Here is an 18716-nt window from a genome sequence, read left to right on the forward strand (position 1 = left end):
TTTGCGTGCTCGTGCCTGCCGGCGCGATCGTGCTTGCCGATCGCTACGCCCGCGATGCCGTCACCATGCAGGAACGTGTCGCCGCGAACGACATCGTGGCCACGGTGGACCGCATCCTCGACGGCGCTCGCATGCGGCATGCGGACGAACTGACCGCACTCGTCGGGCGCCCCTGCCCGACGATATTCCGAACGCTCGCCGAAGTGAGCACTCGCCTGCGCTACCTGCGCGCCGTCGCGCTGGTGAACGATGGCCGCGTCATGTGCTCGTCGGCGCTCGGTGCGATCGATCTGCCGCTCGACGCGTACACGCGCGAGCCCGAACCGGGCTCGACGATCGTCACGCTGCTGCGCCAGACGCCCTTTCAGCACGGTGTTCCCGTGCTGGCCATGTATCGCGCCACCGCGCATGGCGCGGGTGTCCTGTACCTGATCGAAGGCGACTACGTGGTCGACGCGCTCGCACCGAGCGTCCGCAACGGGACGGAAACCGCCACGCTGTCGATCGCCGGATCGGGCCGTCTCGACCAGCAAGGAAAGTTCACGCCGGAATCGCGCGCAGGCCCCGCCGGCGGCACCTCGATTGCATCGCAACGCTGGCCGTTCACGGTGTCGGTCGTCGAGTCGGCTCAGTACGCTTCGCACGTCCAGGGCCACTACCGGTTGATCGCCGTGACGATCGTGCTGCTGGCCGACGGCCTCGTGATGGCCGCCTACCTGCTGGCGATGGCGCCGCGGCGGCTGTTGCTGAAAGCCGTTCGTCACGGACTCAGGCACAACGAGTTTCATGTCGTGTATCAGCCGATCGTCGATGTGCAGACGCGCAGGACAGTGGGTGTCGAGGCGCTGCTGCGCTGGCAGCATCCGAAGTGGGGGGCCATCAGCCCGGCCGTGTTCATCCCGCAGGTGGAAGCGAGCACGGTGCTGCCGAAGGTGACCGAATTCGTGCTGAGAACGGCCGTATCCGAACTGGCCGCGCTGACGCCGTCCGCGCCGCTGCGCATCGCGGTGAACGTCGCGCCGCAGGATCTCGAGCGTGCGCGTTTCGTGGCCGTCGTCGAGGACGCGATCCGCGCGCTGCCGCCCGGCTTCACGCTGGTGCTCGAAGTCACCGAACGCATCCTGCTCGAAAAGAATGCGCGGACCACCGAAATATTCCACGCACTCCGATCGAAAGGCGCGAAGTTCGCGATCGACGACTTCGGCACGCATCACAGCAATCTCGACATGCTGTCGCGCTTCCCGTTCGACTACGTGAAGATCGATCGGCAGTTCGTCGCGCAGTTGAACGGCGGCGGCGCAAGGCTGATCGAGGGAATCGCGGCCCTCGCGCATCACTACGACCTGAAGATCATCGCGGAAGGCGTGGAAACGGAAGCGCAGCATCGCGCGCTGCACGCGGTCGGGATTCAGTATGCGCAGGGCTATCTGTATCGGCGGCCGCAGCGCGCGGAGAACCTGAAACGCCATTTCGCGTGGGCGTCGGCATAGCGGCCTCGCGCCCGGCGCTTACGGCCGGCGGTTACTGCGCGCCGTACTGACCGTCGAGCCGCACGCGGCCCAGCTCGACCCAGCCTTCGAAGTCGTCGCCGGTCTTGCCGTTCACGTACATGATGTTGTACCAGCGCCCGTGCGACTTGTAGACGGTCACCGAATCGCCCGGCACGATGAAGGTCCGCTTCGTCATGCACTGTGCGTCGGGTGCCGAGTAGAAATACGCGCGCCCTGTGCCGATGACCGTGCCGGACGCCGGCGGCCGGAAGTTGTCGTCCGGGCCGCTCGTGGCGGCATTGAGCTGCCCGCAATCCACCGTGCTTTTTGCATGCACGCCGTTCGCGCCCAGGCTCGCGCCGATCGCCAGCATCGCGATGCACGTGCGCATCGACATTTTCATCCGCATGGTTGGTCCTTCACGTTGTGATCGAGGTTCGCCGGTTCGCGGCCGGCGCGGCACTGATTGTAGCGCCGCATGCGGCACGCTCAGTCGTGCAGGATCGCTGCCGCCTCGATAGTCGTCACCTCCTGACGATGCCCGAGCCGCGCTGAAATCGCCCGACCTGCTTCCATCAGCAGTGCGACGTAATGCGCTTTCGTGTCCGCACCGCAACGCATCGTCGGGAACGACAGCGACAGCCCCGCGATCACGCGATCGAAACGGTCGAACACAGGCACCGCGAGACACAGCAGGCCGTCTTCCTGTTCCTCGTTGTCCTCGCCGTAGCCCTGCTGCCGCACGTGCGGCAGGATGCTCATCACCGCGTCCGCCGACGCGAGCGTCTTCGCGGTCGACTTCCTGAACTCGATGCCGGCCAGCACCGCGCGCGCTTCGTCGGGCGTCATCCATGCGAGCAGCACCTTGCCGATCGCCGTGCTGTACAGCGGATTGCGCCGGCCGATCCGCGACTGCATGCGCAGCCCGTAATCGGCGTCGATCTTGTGGATGTAGATGATCGCGTCCTCGTCGAACGCGCCGAGGTGCACGGCTTCGCGCGTCAGTTGCCCGATGCGGCGCATCTCGAGATCGGCCTCGCGCACGAGGTCCACGCTTTCCAGCGCCTTGCTGCCCAGCTCGAACAGCCGGATCGTGAGCCGGTAGCGGTCGGTCTCGCCCTCCTGCGCAACGTAGCCGAGCGTCTTCAGCGTCTGCAGGAAACGATGAACCGTGGTCTTCGACATGCCGAGATGCTGCGACAGTTCGCTGATGCCGATCTCGCGGCGATCGCCGAGCGCGGCGAGGATCGTGAAGACCTTGCCGACGGCCGCGACCGAATCGGCCTTTTCGGCGGCCCCTGCCGCCGAAGCGTCGGCTTCGGCCCCCTGGTTCGCCTGATCGCCTTTGCGCTGCCTGGGCGTTGCTGTCATGTCCGTGAATCCGTAAGTGCGAAGCGGGAGAGCATAACGCGTCGGCTACGCGGCACGGTCAGCGCGCGAGCCGGATTTCCATGGGGAAGGGGTACGCCGCCGACACCGTCGCCACCGATCACCCCGATGAAGATTGAAGCACACATCCTCAAAATTCGGAACGTCGATCCGGATTCGTTATCCAGCGGCAACGATCGATAGATTCCTGTCGTTTCAATGCCGTCGTGGATTACGGGTATACGACCATCATTGGAATTCACAAAAACGGACCATCGTTCCGAATATTCTCCTATAGTCAGTCAGCAGACATCATTCGACAACGGGACGCAACGACGTCCACGGAGGAGACGTGAAGCTGAAACAGGCCATCGACCGCATTCCGGGCGGGCTCATGCTGGTCCCGATGCTGCTCGGCGCGTGCGTGCACACGCTCGCACCGAACGCCGGGAAGTACTTCGGCTCGTTTACCAACGGGCTGATCGCGGGCACCGTGCCGATCCTCGCCGTGTGGTTCTTCTGCATGGGTGCGACGATCAACCTGCGCGCGACCGGTGTCGTGCTGCGCAAGTCGGGTACGCTGCTCGCGACGAAGATCGTGGTCGCGTGGCTCGCGACCCTGATCGCCGCTCGGTTCATCCCCGACGACGGCATCCGCACGGGCCTCTTCGCGGGCCTGTCGCTGCTCGCGATCACGACGTCGATGGACATGACCAATGGCGGCCTCTATGCGGCCGTGATGCAGCAGTACGGCAGCAAGGAAGAAGCCGGCGCGTTCGTGCTGATGTCGATCGAATCGGGGCCGCTCGTCAGTATGCTGATCCTCGGCGCGGCCGGTGTCGCGGTGTTCGAGACGCGGCTGTTCGTCGGCGCGGTGCTGCCGTTCATGATCGGCTTCACGCTCGGCAACCTCGATGAAGATTTGCGCGAGCTGTTCGGGCGCTGCGTGCATCCGCTGATCCCGTTCTTCGGCTTCGCGCTCGGCAACGGCATCGATCTGAACGTGATCGCGAAGAGCGGGCTGCCGGGCATTGCGCTCGGGCTCGCGGTGATCGTCGTGACGGGAGTGCCGCTGATTCTCGCGGACAAGTTTTTCGGCGGCGGCAACGGGACTGCCGGGCTCGCCGCGTCGTCGACGGCCGGCGCCGCGGTCGCGAACCCGGCGATCATCGGCGAGATGATTCCGAAGTTCAAGCCGATGGTGCCGGCCGCGACGGCGATCGTCGCGACGGCCTGCCTCGTGACGGCGATTCTCGTGCCGATTCTGACGGCGATGTGGGCGAATCGGGCGGCTAAAGCGTCAGGCGTGCCCGTGAGGGTGGCAGTACCGACGGGGCGTGGTGGGGCGATCGAGCATGAGGGGCATGTTTGAGGGGTGCCGGGATCTGAATTCTTCCGGTGATCCGCCGTCGTGCCGTGCGCAGGCGAATCGCGCCCATCCGCGGTCGGCTTCTACGATGACGGCATTCCCTGAGGCGTTTCGACGGCGTCGCGGCCAACGGGAGCGTAGAACACGCGGAACCATACCCGGTAAACCACAAAAGCGCCTCCGAGGACCACGATCGCCATCGTGACGGACAACACGCTGATCCCGAGCAGGCTGTCCAGCAAGCGCAACGCGAGATAGAACAGCACCGAGAGAGATGCCATCGCTGCAAGCGATGCGCCCAGCCAACGCCAGCCGTGCAGTCGATCGACATCACGAGGCAGGCCGAGTCTCGCTCCCGCAAAGGCCAATGCTGCGGGAACGGCAACCGCGCCAACGTAACTGACCATCACGCGCACGAGGTTGTCGTCAAAGTTGTCGAGCAACATCGGCACCGTCCACGTGATCAAAAGCAACCATCCGCTGGCGAACAGCCATGCCGCGAGGCCCGCAATGTACCGCGCTGCATGACTACGAGGCACATCGGGTAACGCATCGTGGCGAAACGTCCGCGTGACGAACCACCACGCAAGCCAGGCCACGAACGCATAAAGGACGGCACTCACCGGCGCGATGAGCTTCACGATAGCCGTCAGATGGGTGCCGTTGCCGGCTAGGCTCACCACCACCATCTGGATGATGAATATCTGCGCGATCTGCCAGACCAGCAGGCATAACGCATAGGCCGTCAGCAGCCGAGCGGGTCGACGGAACGCAAGCTGATCTCGATGCTCGCCGTGCCAGCTAACAATCAGATAAACTAGGCCGGTTCGAAACACCAGGTTCTGGATAAAACTGGTCAGTTGAATCGCCAGCATCCGCGAATCTAGCGAGAACCTCGTCAACTGCACGTAGAGGCCGGATAGAAACAGCAGCGTGATGATGAGCGCCGCGACAAGAGCCGCCGCCCCGGGTAATGAAACGGGCCGGGTGGGGGAATTCATTTGGACTCCTGGGTCAATGAGGTGATCAGATTCACGGCGCCAGATTTCCCGGCCTGTCGGTTGACGGACGGCAACACGTCACTCCCGAGAAACCTGCGTCGCGTATCGTCAATCTGGGCGGTTTCGTGTGACGCGCCCATGCGTCGTATTGCGGGCAGGGCTGGCCAGTGTGCGCGACCGTACCCAATGGCAGACGAGACGCGATGCTTTCCGGTTGCTCGGTGAGCGAAGTCTTGTCCGTCGATCCCGGAAGCGGTAACCCCGTCGCGGGATCGAGATGCGTCGCCTTCGCCATCTCGTTGATGAAATCATCCGAAGGCTTCTGCGGCGGAGCGGCTGCATCCTGCTCCTTTTGCCACCGGAACGTGCCATCCCACGGCGGCAGCTTTGCAGGTGGTAGCGGAACGATCTTGTCGATGTCCGGGACCTTGGGATTGCGGCCGTCGTTGTGGTCAAGAAATCTCGCGATCAGATCGTAACGCCGAGTTCGCTCCGGATCTCTAGGGAGAGCAAGGTAATACAGGCGATCGCTCTCGGGTGGCGCTTCAAACCCATTTTCCAGGAATGACGCTGACTGAATATTCCCTGACTCAAATCGTTTCTGGAATGCCTTTACTGCTTCCTCATAGTGCTTATCGGTCTTCAGATCAATTCCCAACGTACTCGCGCTTTACCGAACCCTTGGGCTGTTGCGCATTCGCGCATTTGCTTTACGATCTCAGGGGCCTTATCCATCGGGGCGAGCAGCTCCGCCACATAGTATTGCGCTTCTGGGCTCCCCAAATCAGCCGCCCTCCTAAAATAACGCAACGATATTTCCGGATTTCTCTTCAATCCATACCCTCCCTCCAAATAATGACCTATATCATAGTATCCGGAAGGTATTCCTTTATCGACAAGCTGCGACGCAAGATCAACCGACTCCCCCTCTGCATTTGGAGAGCTGACAAGCCCTTGCGAAATCAATAGTTGCGCATTGATGTTGGTCTTGTAATGATCGTACGCCGCCGCAATTCGATAGCAACGAGCGATTTCATCGAAGTTTTTTCTCCCGTCTGTTTCTGAAGATATCGACCATACTGAAACAGCTTATCTGCGTCCGAATCGAAGGGCGGCAAATAATCGACTTCGTGCACGCAAGTGAAGGCCAAATTCAGACGTACCGCACTTACATCTGGCAATGGGTTCATAGCATTCTCGCTCTTCGATCAAGCTGCCAACAGGCACGAAACGAGCAGGACAACAGGCGTTCTACGCACGATTGACCGTGCCTGCTTCCCGTGGCCGGAACCGAGCGAGCGATTGGCTACGCAGCCTTGCCGCACGAGTCGATCAAGCCTGGTCAATGTATGCAACGAGTTCCCATGAAACCTGTTCGACGTGTCGACGTGTTCCCATCACGCTGTCGAGCACCGCCAGTTTTCTCGGTTCGTGCACGACCACGGACGGCAATGCGTCTCCCTTGAGAAACCGGCGCTGCGTATCGCCAATCTGACCCGCGCCGAGTTTCGCGCACCATACGCCGTCTTCCGGGCAGGTCTGGCCGGTGTGCGCGACCGTACCCAATGGCAGGCGAGATGCAACATTTTCAGGCTGCTCGATCTGCGAAGTCTTGTCCGCCGATCCTAGAAGCGGTAACCCTGTCGCGGGATCGAGATGTTTGGCTTTCGCCATCTCGTTGATGAGTTCGTCTGAAGGCTTCTGGGGCGGCGTGGCTGCATCCTGCTCCTTTTGCCACTGGAACGTACCGTCCCACGGTGGCAGCTTTGCTGGCGGCAGCGGAACGATCTTGTCGAGATCGGGAATCTTCGGGTTGCGGCTCTCGTTACTATCGAGAAATTTGCCAATCAAACGATAACGACGCGAGCGTTCCGGATCGTGCGCAAGCGCAAGGTACGAAAGACGATTTGATGCCTCGGGGCCATTGAATCCGTCTTCGAGTGCCAACGCAGCCTGAGCACTCCCTGCCTTTACACCTTTTTGAAAGGATAAAACGGCATCTGAATATTTTGAGTCGTTTTTTAAATTAATTCCCAAATAATTGGCGGCATCTCCATAACCTTGACCGGTCGCACACTGCCTCATTTGAAGTGCAATCTCGGGAGCCCGATCATGTGGCGCTAGCTGCTCGGCAACATAAGTTTGTGCCTCAGGACTTCCCATGTCTGCAGCCTTCCTGAAATACCGCAAGGCCATCTCGGTGTCTTGCTTTAACCCATAGCCAACTTCGAGATAGTGTCCGATATCGTAATAACCACCAGGCACTCCATCATCAATTAACTTCTTTGCCAGCGCAATGGTTTCTTTTGCTCCGTCAGGAGAGTTGGCCAGTCCTTGGGAAATCAGCTTCTGTGCGTTGGTGTTAGCTTTGTAGTGATCATACGCTGCCGCTATTCTATAGTAACGGACAATCTCATTAAAGTCTTTTGGGCCATCTATTTTCTGCAAATAACGACCGTACTGAAACAACTGATCTGCCCGCGAATCCAAAGGCGGAAGGTGTTCACTCTCGTGCGTACAAGTAAATGCGAGATTGGCCCGTACAGCCGACATATCGGGTAGATTCGATTCCACAGAGTTTTCCTTGTTGGTGCAGGCGCACGCTAGCAACACGACCGTATAAATTACAAGCGACTTTCTCATTTTTCAGTCTTTGTAGGTGCGTTCGTTTGACGTGCGCATGAAACGAACAATCGAAGCGACGGGTGAATGCTTTCCTCCACCCTGCAGGTCGGTGTTATTGTTAAGAATAATTTCCCATTTATTAAAAGCTTGTCCGGGATCATCCTGCGCCCCCTCCTTATTTGTATGCAGGCTCCACAACTGCCGGCGTAATCTCTTAGTCACGTCACCATTCTCGTGACAGATATTGAGTTCGCTATCCGCTTCCATGCTACGTGTGTTGATGTTCGCCGAACCCAGTGTCGTAAACACATCGTCGATCGTCATCAATTTTGCATGAACGTAGACGGGCACCCAGTTGCCCGGCGGGGAATCCGGAGCCACGAGCGTACAGACATGAACCTTGAGGCCATCGTATTCCTTGTTGAGAACAGGCTGCGGCGCACTCTTCATTTGCGATGCAATCGATTCCCGTTGCTGTTTCAATTGCTCGATTCTCGCCTTCGCATCGGCAACTCGCTTTGCCGAGTCGGGCGAGTCGACGACGCCTTGTACTTCGAACGCCCCAAGCAACGCCTGGTTTGCCTGCGATTGCTGATCCACAACCGCCGCCATCTGATTCTTCAAATCCGACTGGCGAGCATCCTCTTGCTCCAACGTCGCGACACCCGGAATGCTCTGCGCCTTCCCCAACGCGTTCAGCATCCGGTAAGTATTGACGGTCCCGGTTCCTACTGCCTCTTCACCTGAATTCGTGATGGCAAACAGATACAGCGGACCATCCTTGGTGACGTTACGCCCCCAATTGACGTGCTTGGCAGCGACCGCTTTGATTGCATCCGCAAGCGGCGGCCATCGAAAATATTGATTCTGGATAAAGACGTGTTGTGTTGCGTTGTTCACCGCTTGCAGATAAAGCTTCTCGATGTCGCGTCGCCCCTTCTGGGATTGTGTGCGCACGATCTGGGCCATCATCGGCGTATCACCGCCCGGAGCATATCGAACCTTGAGGCGATCCTTAAGACCGTCCCGTGCCTTGCCAAGGCCTTGACCGGTGGCATCGTCCCATGCCTGGCAGAAGTTCGCATTCAGATACTGCAGTACCGGACCGGTCACATAGCTGGAGATGTCCTGCCACGGACTTGGACCATTTCGCCCGGTCGAAGGCGTCTTCGGCTTGTAACTGTGATCATCCGTATCCCAGTACTGATCAAGCATGTTATGTCCCATCACAAAGCCGACGGCATTCTCCGGGTCCTCATAATCGACAAGCACCATCTTTTGGTGATGTGTAGGAATCCCGGCACCCATGCCGACACTGTTCATCGCCTTGGTTTCGAGGTCGCGGTCCTTGTCTTTCCCATGCCAGAAAGTACGCCATGCAATCTCCGCCCGATTGGCGGGACTGAAACCCCGAGTGGCGAAGTCGATATTCTTTAGCGCGTGGTCTTTGTAGTACATTGCACGCGCTTTTTCATAGGCCAGTTTCGCCATCGGCTTCAGGGGCGTCACGGGCGACACCAGTGAAACGCTTGTTACGTTATTCAAGTCAGCCCGCCAATACCATTCCGTGTCGAATTTTCTTTCCTCATCAGTTTGATAGTCACGGGACAACATCGTGCTCCGACGATAGATGTCGTCAGATAGATGTTGCTTCAACCCGGTCACCGCGTCGTAGCCCGGCATGTTGTTCTCACCCAATTCGGTGAGGTACAACGGGTCCCGCCAACACAACAATCTGATCTTGACACCTTTCTGCCCCTTCTGCTCAAGCAACTCTCCGATCCGAAGTGAGTTACCGTCGCGCTTGAAATACATGGACGGCTGAAACCCCCAGCAAATAATGTCGATGGTGTGCTGTGCTTTCATGAGCACATCGTAGAGCGTCCCGAATGCTTCCTTACCGTTTACCAAGGGCCTGAATGTCGCTTGTTTCGCCGCGTATTCCGTAAATTGCAGAAACCATGGCAACGTCGCCGTCGCGTTCGACGTGTGGTTCAGAGCCAGCGGCGTAGTGAAGGTGTTGTTCGGCATTGCCATGAGCTATGCGTCCGAAGAAGGGTTGAGCAGATCGTTGTACTGTTGTCGGTGGACGGCCCGATCGGGAGCGACTTCGTCGTCAGGCGAACTCTGGAGGAACTGAAACCCCTGATTAGCAAGTTTCCCATTCACCGCATCCCGATACTCCCCCGGCACCGGAATCTCGTGCTTCACACCATTGGCCATCTCCAGCGTGTATTTCTGCGTCGTGACCTGATGATCGATCGGCAACTGCCCGGTCTTGTCGAACACGCCCTGCTTGACCAGCGCCCCGTCCGCGTAGAGCTTGTACGGCATGCCGACCGGAACGACACCGGTGGCAGACGGCGACGCCATCGTATTCAGCATCAGCCGCCGCGTCGGCAAATCCTTGAACGCCGGATTGGTCACGTCCATGCTCGTCGGGCCGCTGAACGCATGCTGCGCTCCCTTCACGTCGATCTTGCCCGGCGCATGAATCTCGATGTCGCCGCCCTTGAGCCGGATGTACGCGCCGCCCGACGTCAACAGGATTTCCTGCTGCGCCGAAGCCTGGACCTTCTCGGTAACAGACGCCAGCAACAACGACTTCTGCGCCGTCACTTCGACATTGTCCGCGTGGGTCTGAACCTCGATCTTCCCCTTCGCCGCGAACAGCTTCATCCCGGCGTTCTGCACGAACAGGCTCAGTTTCTCCGTGATGCTGGCAACGAGCGACTTACCTGTCGCCACGTGCGTGCTTTGCCCACTGACGATATTGACGTGCTGATCGGCTGCAACGTGCATCGACTTCTGCGTCGACAGGCCAATGCCCGCGGGCGCGGCAACCAGGATCACCGGCTGCTTGAACGCACCGGCATCGCCCGTCCCTCCACCGGCTGTCACCCCGCCGCCGCCCGTCGCCCCTGATTCGTTGTGCTGCGTTGCATCGGCAAAGGCCTTGAAGGTCTCGTGGCCATCCTTCAGGCTTTCCGCCTTCGACGTCTCGCTCGCCTGCGACAGGCCATCGAGGATATTCACCGAGCCGTTCAATTGTCGCGTGGCCAATGTGGTATCGAGCGGTTGGCTAGCGACCGGGTGCGTCGTCACGAACAGCCCCCGCCCGGCCCGCAGCGCACCATAGGCATCCGAACTGAGATCGAAGCCCTTGCCCAGATAACTGCCGCGCGTGTTGTCCGTCTGGTCGATCAGGTAGCCCAGATGCAACGCCGCGTTCGAACTGCTGCTGTACAAGTGCACGCGATTCTGGCCCGTCGAATCGTCCATCACCATCTGGTTGTAACCGCTCCCCGAGAACTCCTGGGACCGGTAACCCGATAGCAGGGCGTTCGAATGCCATCGCGGCTTCGCGCCCCCGTTGTACACGCGGTGCAGCGCAATCGGACGATCGATGTCGTTGCCGACATGGCCAATCAGCAGTTCCTCGCCCGCGCGCGGCATGTGAACGCCGCCGTACCCGTCGCCGGTGTCGGATTGCGCGACTCGCACCCAGCACGAAGCCCGCTCGTCGCCTTCGTTGTGCCGGTCCCAGATGAACAGCACCTTGATCCGGTTCAGGTCGTCGGTATACGCCTGCGCTCCCTTCGGACCGGCAACGATGGCCGACTCGAGCTTTGCTTCGGGCTTCTTGTGTTCGAGGGGGCTGCGATACGGGACCGACGTGCGCTGCGCTTCGACGGCGACTCGATAGAAGCCCGTCGAGCCGTCGGCATGCGTCACGGAGAACCGCTTGTCCGTGTCATCCGCATCGGCCTGCTTCACGGCCTGATAAAGACTATGCGGGTAATTCGCTTCGTGGCCGGAAAGTGGAACGTTGTTGACGATGATCCACTCGACCTCGATCGCTGCGAATTCCCGGTGGTCAGCCGCATCCTGATCATGCTCGGGATGTCCGCTCAGCGTGAACCGCCGCCCTGCATCGATGCGGCGCACGCCGCCGATCCCATCGTAGCGCTTGGCCTGCGACTCCCATTCCTCCATGCGGATCTTGGTGAGATGGTCGCCACGCTCCTGTTCGGGGTACGTATAGCCGCCCGTGTATTCATACACTTCGGCCTGCGGCGGGAGATCCCCCTGATTGGCCATCGTGGGAACCGACGTCGCCTTCGGATTGGCTGGCGTGGCCGGATTCTTGTAGTCGAACGTTCGCGTCGACAGCAGGACGGACTGCAGCGTCCGGGTTCCCGCCCACTGCGTAAAAGCGTCCACTTCACCATGAACGCTCGCACGGGAAAACTCGACCGTTGCCGGTGCAAGCGGCTCGAGCGTCTGAAGACGATCGGTGATCACCAGCGTATGCGACTTTCCGTCCTGCGCCTGTTTCCAGATGCCGTACAGGCCCTCGGCTTCGAGAAGCCGGTGCAGGAAATTCCAGTCGGTTTCGTCCTGACGGCAGTAGGAGCGCGAAGGCAGCGGTTGCGACAATTCAAAGCGGTACATCCCGCGTGCCTGCGGATGATCATTGAATACATCGGTAATGATCGCGTCGACGCTTTTGTCCTGCCAGTGACGCTGGTCGCGGCGGAATTTCAGGAAATGCAGCCACGACGAAAAACTGAGTTGATAACACGCGAGGCCGCCGTCCACGCCGAGCTTTCTTGCGGTATGAACGTAGCCGTGGTGAGGAAGATAGGTCTTGTCGGTCTGCTGAATCCACAGCGTGATGGGCTGCGAAATCAGTGTCTTGAGCTGGACATCGTTCGACGTCGACACGCAGTCGATCATGAACAGGTAATCTCGACCGATGCGGGACTGCCCGAACACGCGGTGCGGAATCAACACGTTGCTGCCAAGCGGTGTATCGAGCTTGAGAAGTCGCTCCTGTTGAACCAGCCCTCCCGTGACCGCCCCGATCATGCTGTGCGCATCCATAGCGCCTCTCTCAGAATTATGTTGTTCTTGACTGACGATTCTACGAATGACGATTCTGTGACGTCAATCGGGTGGAATTCAAATAATTGAAAACTGTAATCGTTTAGTCATCGATATGAATGGACTTAGTAACCACTCCCTACTGCTCCGTACAACCCATTCGCATCTGTACCCCGGCAGCATCGTGACGCTTGGCCATGACGCGCCGCACAACGCGAAACCGCATCTCGCCATGATCGAATTCGCGGACGGATCGGGTGCGACCGCGACGCTTTCCCGTGTCGACGACGATGCACTCGAACTCGCCGTCGACGAATACGCCACGCAGAAGCGCCACAAGGTCATCGCGCGCCGCTGGCTGCTGCGGCCCGCCGACGCTACGCGTACGGCATGGAAGGTCACCGAGCGGCTACCCGTCGCCTGACATTCGCCCCCCCGCATGACGCCCGTGGGCTACGATCCCCGCCCCTTCCGCCCTGCCATGGTCGTTCGCACCGCGCCATCCGGAAATCGGCGACTTCCTGAAAGCGGCAGCGCGGATTCGGTATCAGCAATCGTGGCTGCAGATGGCGAAGAACCGGGAAAAACGACCAAGGACGTGTTCGACGGCATCCCCGACGAGATGCGCGAGATCGTCGTCCAGCCGCGCAGCCGGTTGTCCGCGGCCGACCGGCAGGCGTCCGCGCGCGTTGACTTCACCGGGTTCGGCGAAGTGACGCGTTACATCGCGCCGGGCATGCGGGTGCTGACGCGGCCGTCGTGATGCCGCGGCGTCATGAAGCTCGCTCCGGCGGCCGGCGCCTGCACATCCCCCGCCCAAGCGCTAAAATCCGCCGCCTGAGCATCCACGACGAGCAAGCGTTTTGACGGCGTTCGAGCAGGGTTTCATCCTCACCCGCCATTGGCGGGACACCGCATCCGGCATCGAGATCGAGTTCTGGCTGGCAACCGAACACGGTCCGCGCCGCGTGCGCCTGCGCCCGCAGGAAGCCGTCGCGTTCATTCCCGCCGAACAGCAGGCGCTCGCCGAACGCGCACTGGCCGGCGAGCGCGAGGCCGAATTGCGCCCGCTCGCGCTGCGCGACTTCCGGCAGCGCCCCGTCGTCGGCCTCTATTGCAAGCGCTACCGCCATCTGTCCGGGCTCCAGAAGCGCCTGGCCGCCGCCGGCGTCGATGTCTACGAAGCCGATGTGCAGCCGCCCGACCGCTACGCGATGGAGCGCTTCATCACGGCCTCCGTGCAGTTCCGCGGCCAGCCCGGCCGCGACGGCACGTTGACCGGTTGCGAGCTGAAGCCCGCCGACGACTACCGCCCGACGCTGCGCTGCGTGTCGCTCGACATCGAAACCAGCGTCCACGGCGAGCTGTATTCGATCGCGCTCGAAGGCTGCGGGCAACGGCAGGTCTACATGCTCGGCCCGCCGAACGGCGACGCGAGCGGCGATGCAGGCGCGCTCGACTTCACCCTCGACTACTGCGACAGCCGGGCCGCGATACTCGCGCGGCTCAACGACTGGTTCGAAACACACGATCCCGACGCGGTGATCGGCTGGAACCTCGTGCAGTTCGACCTGCGCATCCTGCACGCGCATTCGGAGCAATACGGCATCCCGCTGAAGCTCGGCCGCGGCGGCAGCGTGCTCGACTGGCGCGCGCACGGCCAGCAGCCCGACCATTTTTTCGCGGGCGCGGCCGGCCGGTTGATCCTGGACGGCATCGACATGCTGAAATCCGCGACGTGGACGTTCCCGTCGTTCAGCCTCGAATACGTGTCGCAGGCGCTGCTCGGCGAAGGCAAGTCGATCGACAACCCGTACCAGCGGATGGACGAGATCCAGCGCCGCTTCGATCACGACAAGCCTGCGCTCGCGCGCTACAACCTGAAGGACTGCGAACTCGTCACGCGCATCTTCGACAAGGCCGGCCTGCTGGCCTTCGCACTCGAACGCGCGAGCGTCACGGGCCTCGCGGCCGATCGCACCGGCGGCTCGGTCGCTGCGTTCACGCACCTGTACCTGCCGCGCATGCACCGGCTCGGCTATGTCGCGCCGAACCTCGGCGACGTGACGGGACAGAACAGCCCCGGCGGCTTCGTGATGGATTCGCGCCCCGGCCTGTACGACTCGGTGCTCGTATTCGACTACAAGAGCCTTTATCCGTCGATCATCCGCACCTTCCTGATCGATCCGGTCGGCCTGATCGAAGGGCTCGCCAACCCCGGCGACGACGCGTCGGTGCCCGGCTTCCTCGGCGCGCGCTTCTCGCGCACCGCGCACTGCCTGCCCGACGTCGTGCGCCGCGTATGGGAAGGCCGCGACGACGCGAAGCGACAACGCAACGCACCGCTGTCGCAGGCGCTGAAGATCATCATGAATTCGTTCTACGGCGTGCTCGGCTCGACGGGCTGCCGCTTCTTCGACCCGCGCCTCGCGTCGTCGATCACGATGCGCGGCCACGAGATCATGCATCGCACGCGCGAGCTGATCGAAGCCCAGGGGTACGAAGTGATATACGGCGATACCGATTCGACGTTCGTGTGGCTCGGCCGCGCGCATGATGACGACGAAGCCGGCGCCAAGGGCCGCGCGCTCGTCGCGCACGTGAACCGCTGGTGGCAGGCGCACCTGCGCGACCACTTCGGGCTCGACAGCGCGCTGGAGCTGCAATACGAGCGGCATTACCGCCGCTTCCTGATGCCGACCGTGCGCGGCGCGGAAGAAGGCAGCAAGAAGCGCTACGCGGGCCTCGCGGCCGCGGCCGACGGCAGCGAGGACCTCGTGTTCAAGGGGCTCGAAACGGTGCGCACCGACTGGACGCCGCTCGCGCAGCAGTTCCAGCGCGAGTTGTACCGGCGCGTGTTCCGGCGCGAGCCGTACCAGGATTTCATTCGCGACTACGTACAGCGCACGCTGGCCGGCGAATTCGACGACCAGCTCGTCTACCGCAAGCGCGTGCGCCGGCCGCTGCGCGAATACGAACGCAACGTGCCGCCGCACGTGCGTGCGGCGCGGATCGCCGACGAGTTCAACCTCGCGCAGGGCCGGCCGCTGCAGTATCAGCGCGGCGGCTGGATCAGCTACGTGATGACAACGGCCGGCCCCGAGCCGCTCGAAACGATGCGCGCGCCGATCGACTATGCGTTCTACCTCAGCCGCCAGCTTCAGCCGGTTGCCGATGCGATCCTGCCGTTCCTGCGGGACGATTTCGAGCGCGTGATCTCGGGACAAGGGCAACTGTTTGGCGACTGACGCAACGGTACCGCCCCATCCACTCTTGCTCGTTCTGTAACACAGCTGGCACGGATTCTCCATTTATCCGGGCCGTCCGGGTTCCTAAACTTGTGTCGTCGGTTCAGCCACGCAAATGCGTGCCGAACCGCAACGAAACCGTCTGAGGAAACCGTGAAATCCATCATCGCCACTATCGCCACCGCCGCCGCTACCGCCACCGTTCTCCTCGCCGCACCGGCCGTGTCGTACGCACAGTCGTCGCACTCGACGCTCACGCGCGCCCAGGTACGCCAGGAGCTGTTCGACCTCGAATCGGTCGGCTACGAGCCGATCGCCGCCGACGGCGAGAACTATCCGGGCGACATCGTCGCCGCGCAGGAACGCCTTGCCGCCAAGCGCCTCGCCGAACGCAAGAGCGCCGAAGCGGCCTACGGGTCGAACGGTGCACCGGGCGCGGAGTCGGGCGCAGCGGCCGTTGCGACAGTGAAGCAGTAACGCGCCGCCGGCCGCTGCGGGGGAAAGCGCCCTTGCGGGCCGCTCCGCAGCCCGTCCGGCTAAAATACCGGCCTGCTGCGCGTCCCGCCGCGGCTGGAGGAATTTGATCATGACCGCACGTCGCGGTGCCGCGGTCGCCATCGCACCCGGACACGAGACAGCCAGCCTGTCGAAAGCCCAGAGCACGTTCAATACGCTCGTCAAGCAGATCGAAAAGCGGCGCGAGCGTCTCGCCGCGTGGGACGCCGTGATGCCGGCCTTCCAGAAGAAATACGTCGACGGGCTGCTGCCGCTCGAACAGGCGTCGACGGCGTTGCGGATCAGGTTGCTCAATCTGCTCGACGACGCGTTCCTGCAGAAGGGCTTGAGCAAGGCCGAGCAGCGCACGCTGTCGGGGCTGATCGCCGATATGGCGCGCAACCTGCTGGATTTCACCGACGACGCTGCGTTGAAAGTCATCTACAACCGGCACAGCGCATCGGGCGACGACGCCCCCTCAGCGGCCGACCGCACACCGGCAACGCAGAAACCGGGGCCGATGCCTGCCGCTGAACCTGCGGACGATCTCGACGCGCTGTCGCCCGACGAACTCGCCGAGCGCATGCAAGCCGAACTCGACGAGCAGTTCGAGCGCGACATGGCCGCCCACGAGGCCCGGGAGGCGCAGCGCGCGAAGCGCAAGAAAGCGCCCCGGCAATCGGCCGCAACCGCCAGGCGCGAAGCCGAGCAGGCCGAATCGAGCAAGTCGATCCGCGAGATCTATCGCAAGCTCGCGAGCGCGCTGCACCCCGATCGCGAAACCGATCCGCAAGAGCAGGAACGCAAGACCGTGCTGATGCAGCGGGTCAACCACGCGTACGCGAAGGGCAATCTGCTGCAACTGCTGGAACTGCAGCTGGAAATCGAACAGATCGACCGGCGCGCGATCGACGGCCTGAGCGAAGCGCGACTGACGCGCTACAACGGCATCCTGGAGGAGCAGATCCGCGAACTGGATCAGGAGATCGTGCACGTCGAGAACGATTTCAGGCGAACGTACGGCATCGCGTCGTCCACGAAGGTCGCGCCCGATACCGTGATGCGGATGCTCACGCGCGATATCGCCGGCATGCAGCGGAGCAACCAGGACCTGACCGTGGCGCTGCGCGAGTTCGAGGATCCGGACAACGTCCGCGACTGGCTGAAGGACATGAAGCGCCGGCCGGCTTCGTCGCGCTTCGACGACGATTCGTATTGACCCGGCAAGGGCGGACGAACGTGCGACGCGCACGCCCCACCCGTCACCGCACCTCGCCGATCCCGCCCATCAACGTCATCAGCTGCTCGCGCAGCCACCGGCTGCCCTGGTCCTGATCGGCGCTGCGGTGCCAGTAGCAGAAGTAATCGAGCCCCGGCATCTCGAACGGCAGTTCGAGGATGCGCGCGGGATAGCGCTGCAGCAGCCGCAGCGGCGCCGTCAGTGCGAGATCGCCGCGCATCGCGATCAGCGGCGCGACCATGTAGTGCTGCACGCGCATCTGGATGTTGCGGCGCAGCCCGAGCCGCGTCAGCTCGGCATCGACGTGCCCGCTGCCCTTGCGGCGGCTCGACACGTGGATGTGCCCCATCGACAGGTAGTCGTCCATGGTGAGCGTGTCGCCCTTGAACGGATGATCGTCGCGGATCATGCATGCATAGCGGTCCTGCACGAGCAGCGCCTGGTGCAGATGCGGATCGCCGATCAGCGGCGCGTCGATCGCGATATCGACGGAACCGTTCGCGAGCGCGGTCGCGACTTCGCGGCGGTCCATCGTGTAGCTGCGCACGTGCATGCCGGGCGCCTGCGTCTGCAGCAGTTCGCCGAGCGCGGGCAGCAGCAGCGCTTCGGTCAGGTCGCTCATGCTGAGCCGGAACACGCGCTCGGACGACGCCGGATCGAACACGTCGCCTTCGTGCGCGCTCGAATCGAGCAGTTGCAGCGCCTCGCGCACGCGGCCGACGATGTTCTCGGCCATCGGCGTCGGCATCATCCCGGCCGGCGTGCTGACGAACAGCGGATCGTCCAGCGTCTTGCGCAGCCGTGCCAGCGCATTGCTGACGGCCGGCTGCGTGAGGTTCAGCACCTCGGCCGCGCGCGTCAGGTTGCGCTTGTTGTAGATCGCCTCGAATACGACGAACAGGTTCAGATCAATCTTCGTAAGGCGCATCGCCGGATCTCCTTGCCGGCATCTTACGGCGCGCGCCTCCCGTTCGTCCATGTTCGCCAGGCGAA

The 18716-nt window shown here is 61.9% G+C and carries 14 protein-coding genes and 1 pseudogene; 7 read left to right on the forward strand and 8 right to left on the reverse strand.

What is annotated here, in order from left to right; translation table 11 throughout:
- Positions 1–5 precede the first annotated feature (5 nt).
- The gene (locus U5798_RS15345) at positions 6–1490 is read left to right on the forward strand and encodes an EAL domain-containing protein (RefSeq protein WP_415859501.1); all 1485 of its coding nucleotides are present in this window, start codon (positions 6–8) and stop codon (positions 1488–1490) included.
- Positions 1491–1521: 31 nt separating this feature from the next.
- On the opposite strand, the gene U5798_RS15350 is transcribed toward U5798_RS15345, so the two are convergent.
- Together U5798_RS15350 and kdgR are read right to left on the reverse strand one after the other, a co-directional pair.
- Positions 1522–1893 carry a hypothetical protein gene (locus U5798_RS15350; RefSeq protein ID WP_322082632.1) on the reverse strand — a complete coding sequence of 124 codons (372 nt, stop codon included), beginning with the start codon at positions 1891–1893 and terminating at the stop codon, positions 1522–1524.
- An 86-nt stretch (positions 1894–1979) separates the two neighbouring features.
- A complete protein-coding gene (gene kdgR / locus U5798_RS15355; RefSeq protein ID WP_322082543.1) occupies positions 1980–2861 on the reverse strand; it encodes a DNA-binding transcriptional regulator KdgR in 882 nt (293 codons plus the stop codon).
- Positions 2862–3210: 349 nt separating this feature from the next.
- Between kdgR and kdgT the strand changes: the two genes are divergently transcribed.
- On the forward strand, positions 3211–4230 hold the full coding sequence (kdgT, locus tag U5798_RS15360) for a 2-keto-3-deoxygluconate transporter (protein WP_322082544.1): 1020 nt from the start codon (positions 3211–3213) through the stop codon (positions 4228–4230).
- A gap of 80 nt (positions 4231–4310) precedes the next feature.
- On the opposite strand, the gene U5798_RS15365 is transcribed toward kdgT, so the two are convergent.
- The 5 genes and pseudogenes from U5798_RS15365 to U5798_RS15385 form a co-directional block, all read right to left on the reverse strand.
- Positions 4311–5228, reverse strand: coding sequence for a hypothetical protein (locus U5798_RS15365; RefSeq protein ID WP_322082545.1), 918 nt, complete (start codon positions 5226–5228; stop codon positions 4311–4313).
- Positions 5225–6418 (reverse strand): annotated as a pseudogene (locus U5798_RS15370) (sel1 repeat family protein). The gene U5798_RS15365 and the pseudogene U5798_RS15370 overlap by 4 nt, the downstream one beginning before the upstream one ends.
- A gap of 142 nt (positions 6419–6560) precedes the next feature.
- Positions 6561–7871, reverse strand: coding sequence for a sel1 repeat family protein (locus U5798_RS15375; RefSeq protein ID WP_322082546.1), 1311 nt, complete (start codon positions 7869–7871; stop codon positions 6561–6563).
- 3 nt (positions 7872–7874) lie between these two features.
- A complete protein-coding gene (locus U5798_RS15380; protein WP_322082547.1) occupies positions 7875–9890 on the reverse strand; it encodes a phospholipase D-like domain-containing protein in 2016 nt (671 codons plus the stop codon).
- 3 nt (positions 9891–9893) lie between these two features.
- Positions 9894–12740 carry a type VI secretion system Vgr family protein gene (locus U5798_RS15385; protein ID WP_322082548.1) on the reverse strand — a complete coding sequence of 949 codons (2847 nt, stop codon included), beginning with the start codon at positions 12738–12740 and terminating at the stop codon, positions 9894–9896.
- Between the two features lie 115 nt (positions 12741–12855).
- Between U5798_RS15385 and U5798_RS15390 the strand changes: the two genes are divergently transcribed.
- The 5 genes from U5798_RS15390 (at position 12856) to U5798_RS15410 (ending at position 17702) form a co-directional block, all read left to right on the forward strand.
- Positions 12856–13164: a hypothetical protein gene (locus tag U5798_RS15390; RefSeq protein ID WP_322082549.1), complete on the forward strand. Its 309-nt coding sequence runs from the start codon at positions 12856–12858 to the stop codon at positions 13162–13164.
- A 24-nt stretch (positions 13165–13188) separates the two neighbouring features.
- Positions 13189–13503: a hypothetical protein gene (locus tag U5798_RS15395; RefSeq protein WP_322082550.1), complete on the forward strand. Its 315-nt coding sequence runs from the start codon at positions 13189–13191 to the stop codon at positions 13501–13503.
- A 100-nt stretch (positions 13504–13603) separates the two neighbouring features.
- Positions 13604–15988 carry a DNA polymerase II gene (locus U5798_RS15400; protein WP_322082551.1) on the forward strand — a complete coding sequence of 795 codons (2385 nt, stop codon included), beginning with the start codon at positions 13604–13606 and terminating at the stop codon, positions 15986–15988.
- A 153-nt stretch (positions 15989–16141) separates the two neighbouring features.
- The gene (locus U5798_RS15405; RefSeq protein WP_322082552.1) at positions 16142–16465 is read left to right on the forward strand and encodes a DUF4148 domain-containing protein; all 324 of its coding nucleotides are present in this window, start codon (positions 16142–16144) and stop codon (positions 16463–16465) included.
- 109 nt (positions 16466–16574) lie between these two features.
- Positions 16575–17702 (forward strand): J domain-containing protein, encoded by a 1128-nt coding sequence (locus tag U5798_RS15410; RefSeq protein ID WP_322082553.1) that lies wholly within the window; start codon positions 16575–16577, stop codon positions 17700–17702.
- A gap of 43 nt (positions 17703–17745) precedes the next feature.
- Here U5798_RS15410 and U5798_RS15415 read toward each other — a convergent pair whose 3' ends face one another.
- The gene (locus U5798_RS15415; protein WP_322082554.1) at positions 17746–18651 is read right to left on the reverse strand and encodes a LysR family transcriptional regulator; all 906 of its coding nucleotides are present in this window, start codon (positions 18649–18651) and stop codon (positions 17746–17748) included.
- Between the last annotated feature and the right edge of the window lie 65 nt (positions 18652–18716).

The organism is Burkholderia sp. BCC1972 (assembly GCF_905339605.1).
In the GTDB taxonomy this organism is placed as follows: domain Bacteria; phylum Pseudomonadota; class Gammaproteobacteria; order Burkholderiales; family Burkholderiaceae; genus Burkholderia.

Coding starts and splice junctions, on each gene's coding strand:
- U5798_RS15350 (WP_322082632.1), bottom strand. CDS start 1,893: ATGAAAATGTCGATGCGCACGTGCATCGCGATGCTGGCGATCGGCGCG.
- kdgR (WP_322082543.1), bottom strand. CDS start 2,861: ATGACAGCAACGCCCAGGCAGCGCAAAGGCGATCAGGCGAACCAGGGG.
- U5798_RS15365 (WP_322082545.1), bottom strand. CDS start 5,228: ATGAATTCCCCCACCCGGCCCGTTTCATTACCCGGGGCGGCGGCTCTT.
- U5798_RS15375 (WP_322082546.1), bottom strand. CDS start 7,871: ATGAGAAAGTCGCTTGTAATTTATACGGTCGTGTTGCTAGCGTGCGCC.
- U5798_RS15380 (WP_322082547.1), bottom strand. CDS start 9,890: ATGGCAATGCCGAACAACACCTTCACTACGCCGCTGGCTCTGAACCAC.
- U5798_RS15385 (WP_322082548.1), bottom strand. CDS start 12,740: ATGGATGCGCACAGCATGATCGGGGCGGTCACGGGAGGGCTGGTTCAA.
- U5798_RS15390 (WP_322082549.1), top strand. CDS start 12,856: ATGAATGGACTTAGTAACCACTCCCTACTGCTCCGTACAACCCATTCG.
- U5798_RS15410 (WP_322082553.1), top strand. CDS start 16,575: ATGACCGCACGTCGCGGTGCCGCGGTCGCCATCGCACCCGGACACGAG.
- U5798_RS15415 (WP_322082554.1), bottom strand. CDS start 18,651: ATGCGCCTTACGAAGATTGATCTGAACCTGTTCGTCGTATTCGAGGCG.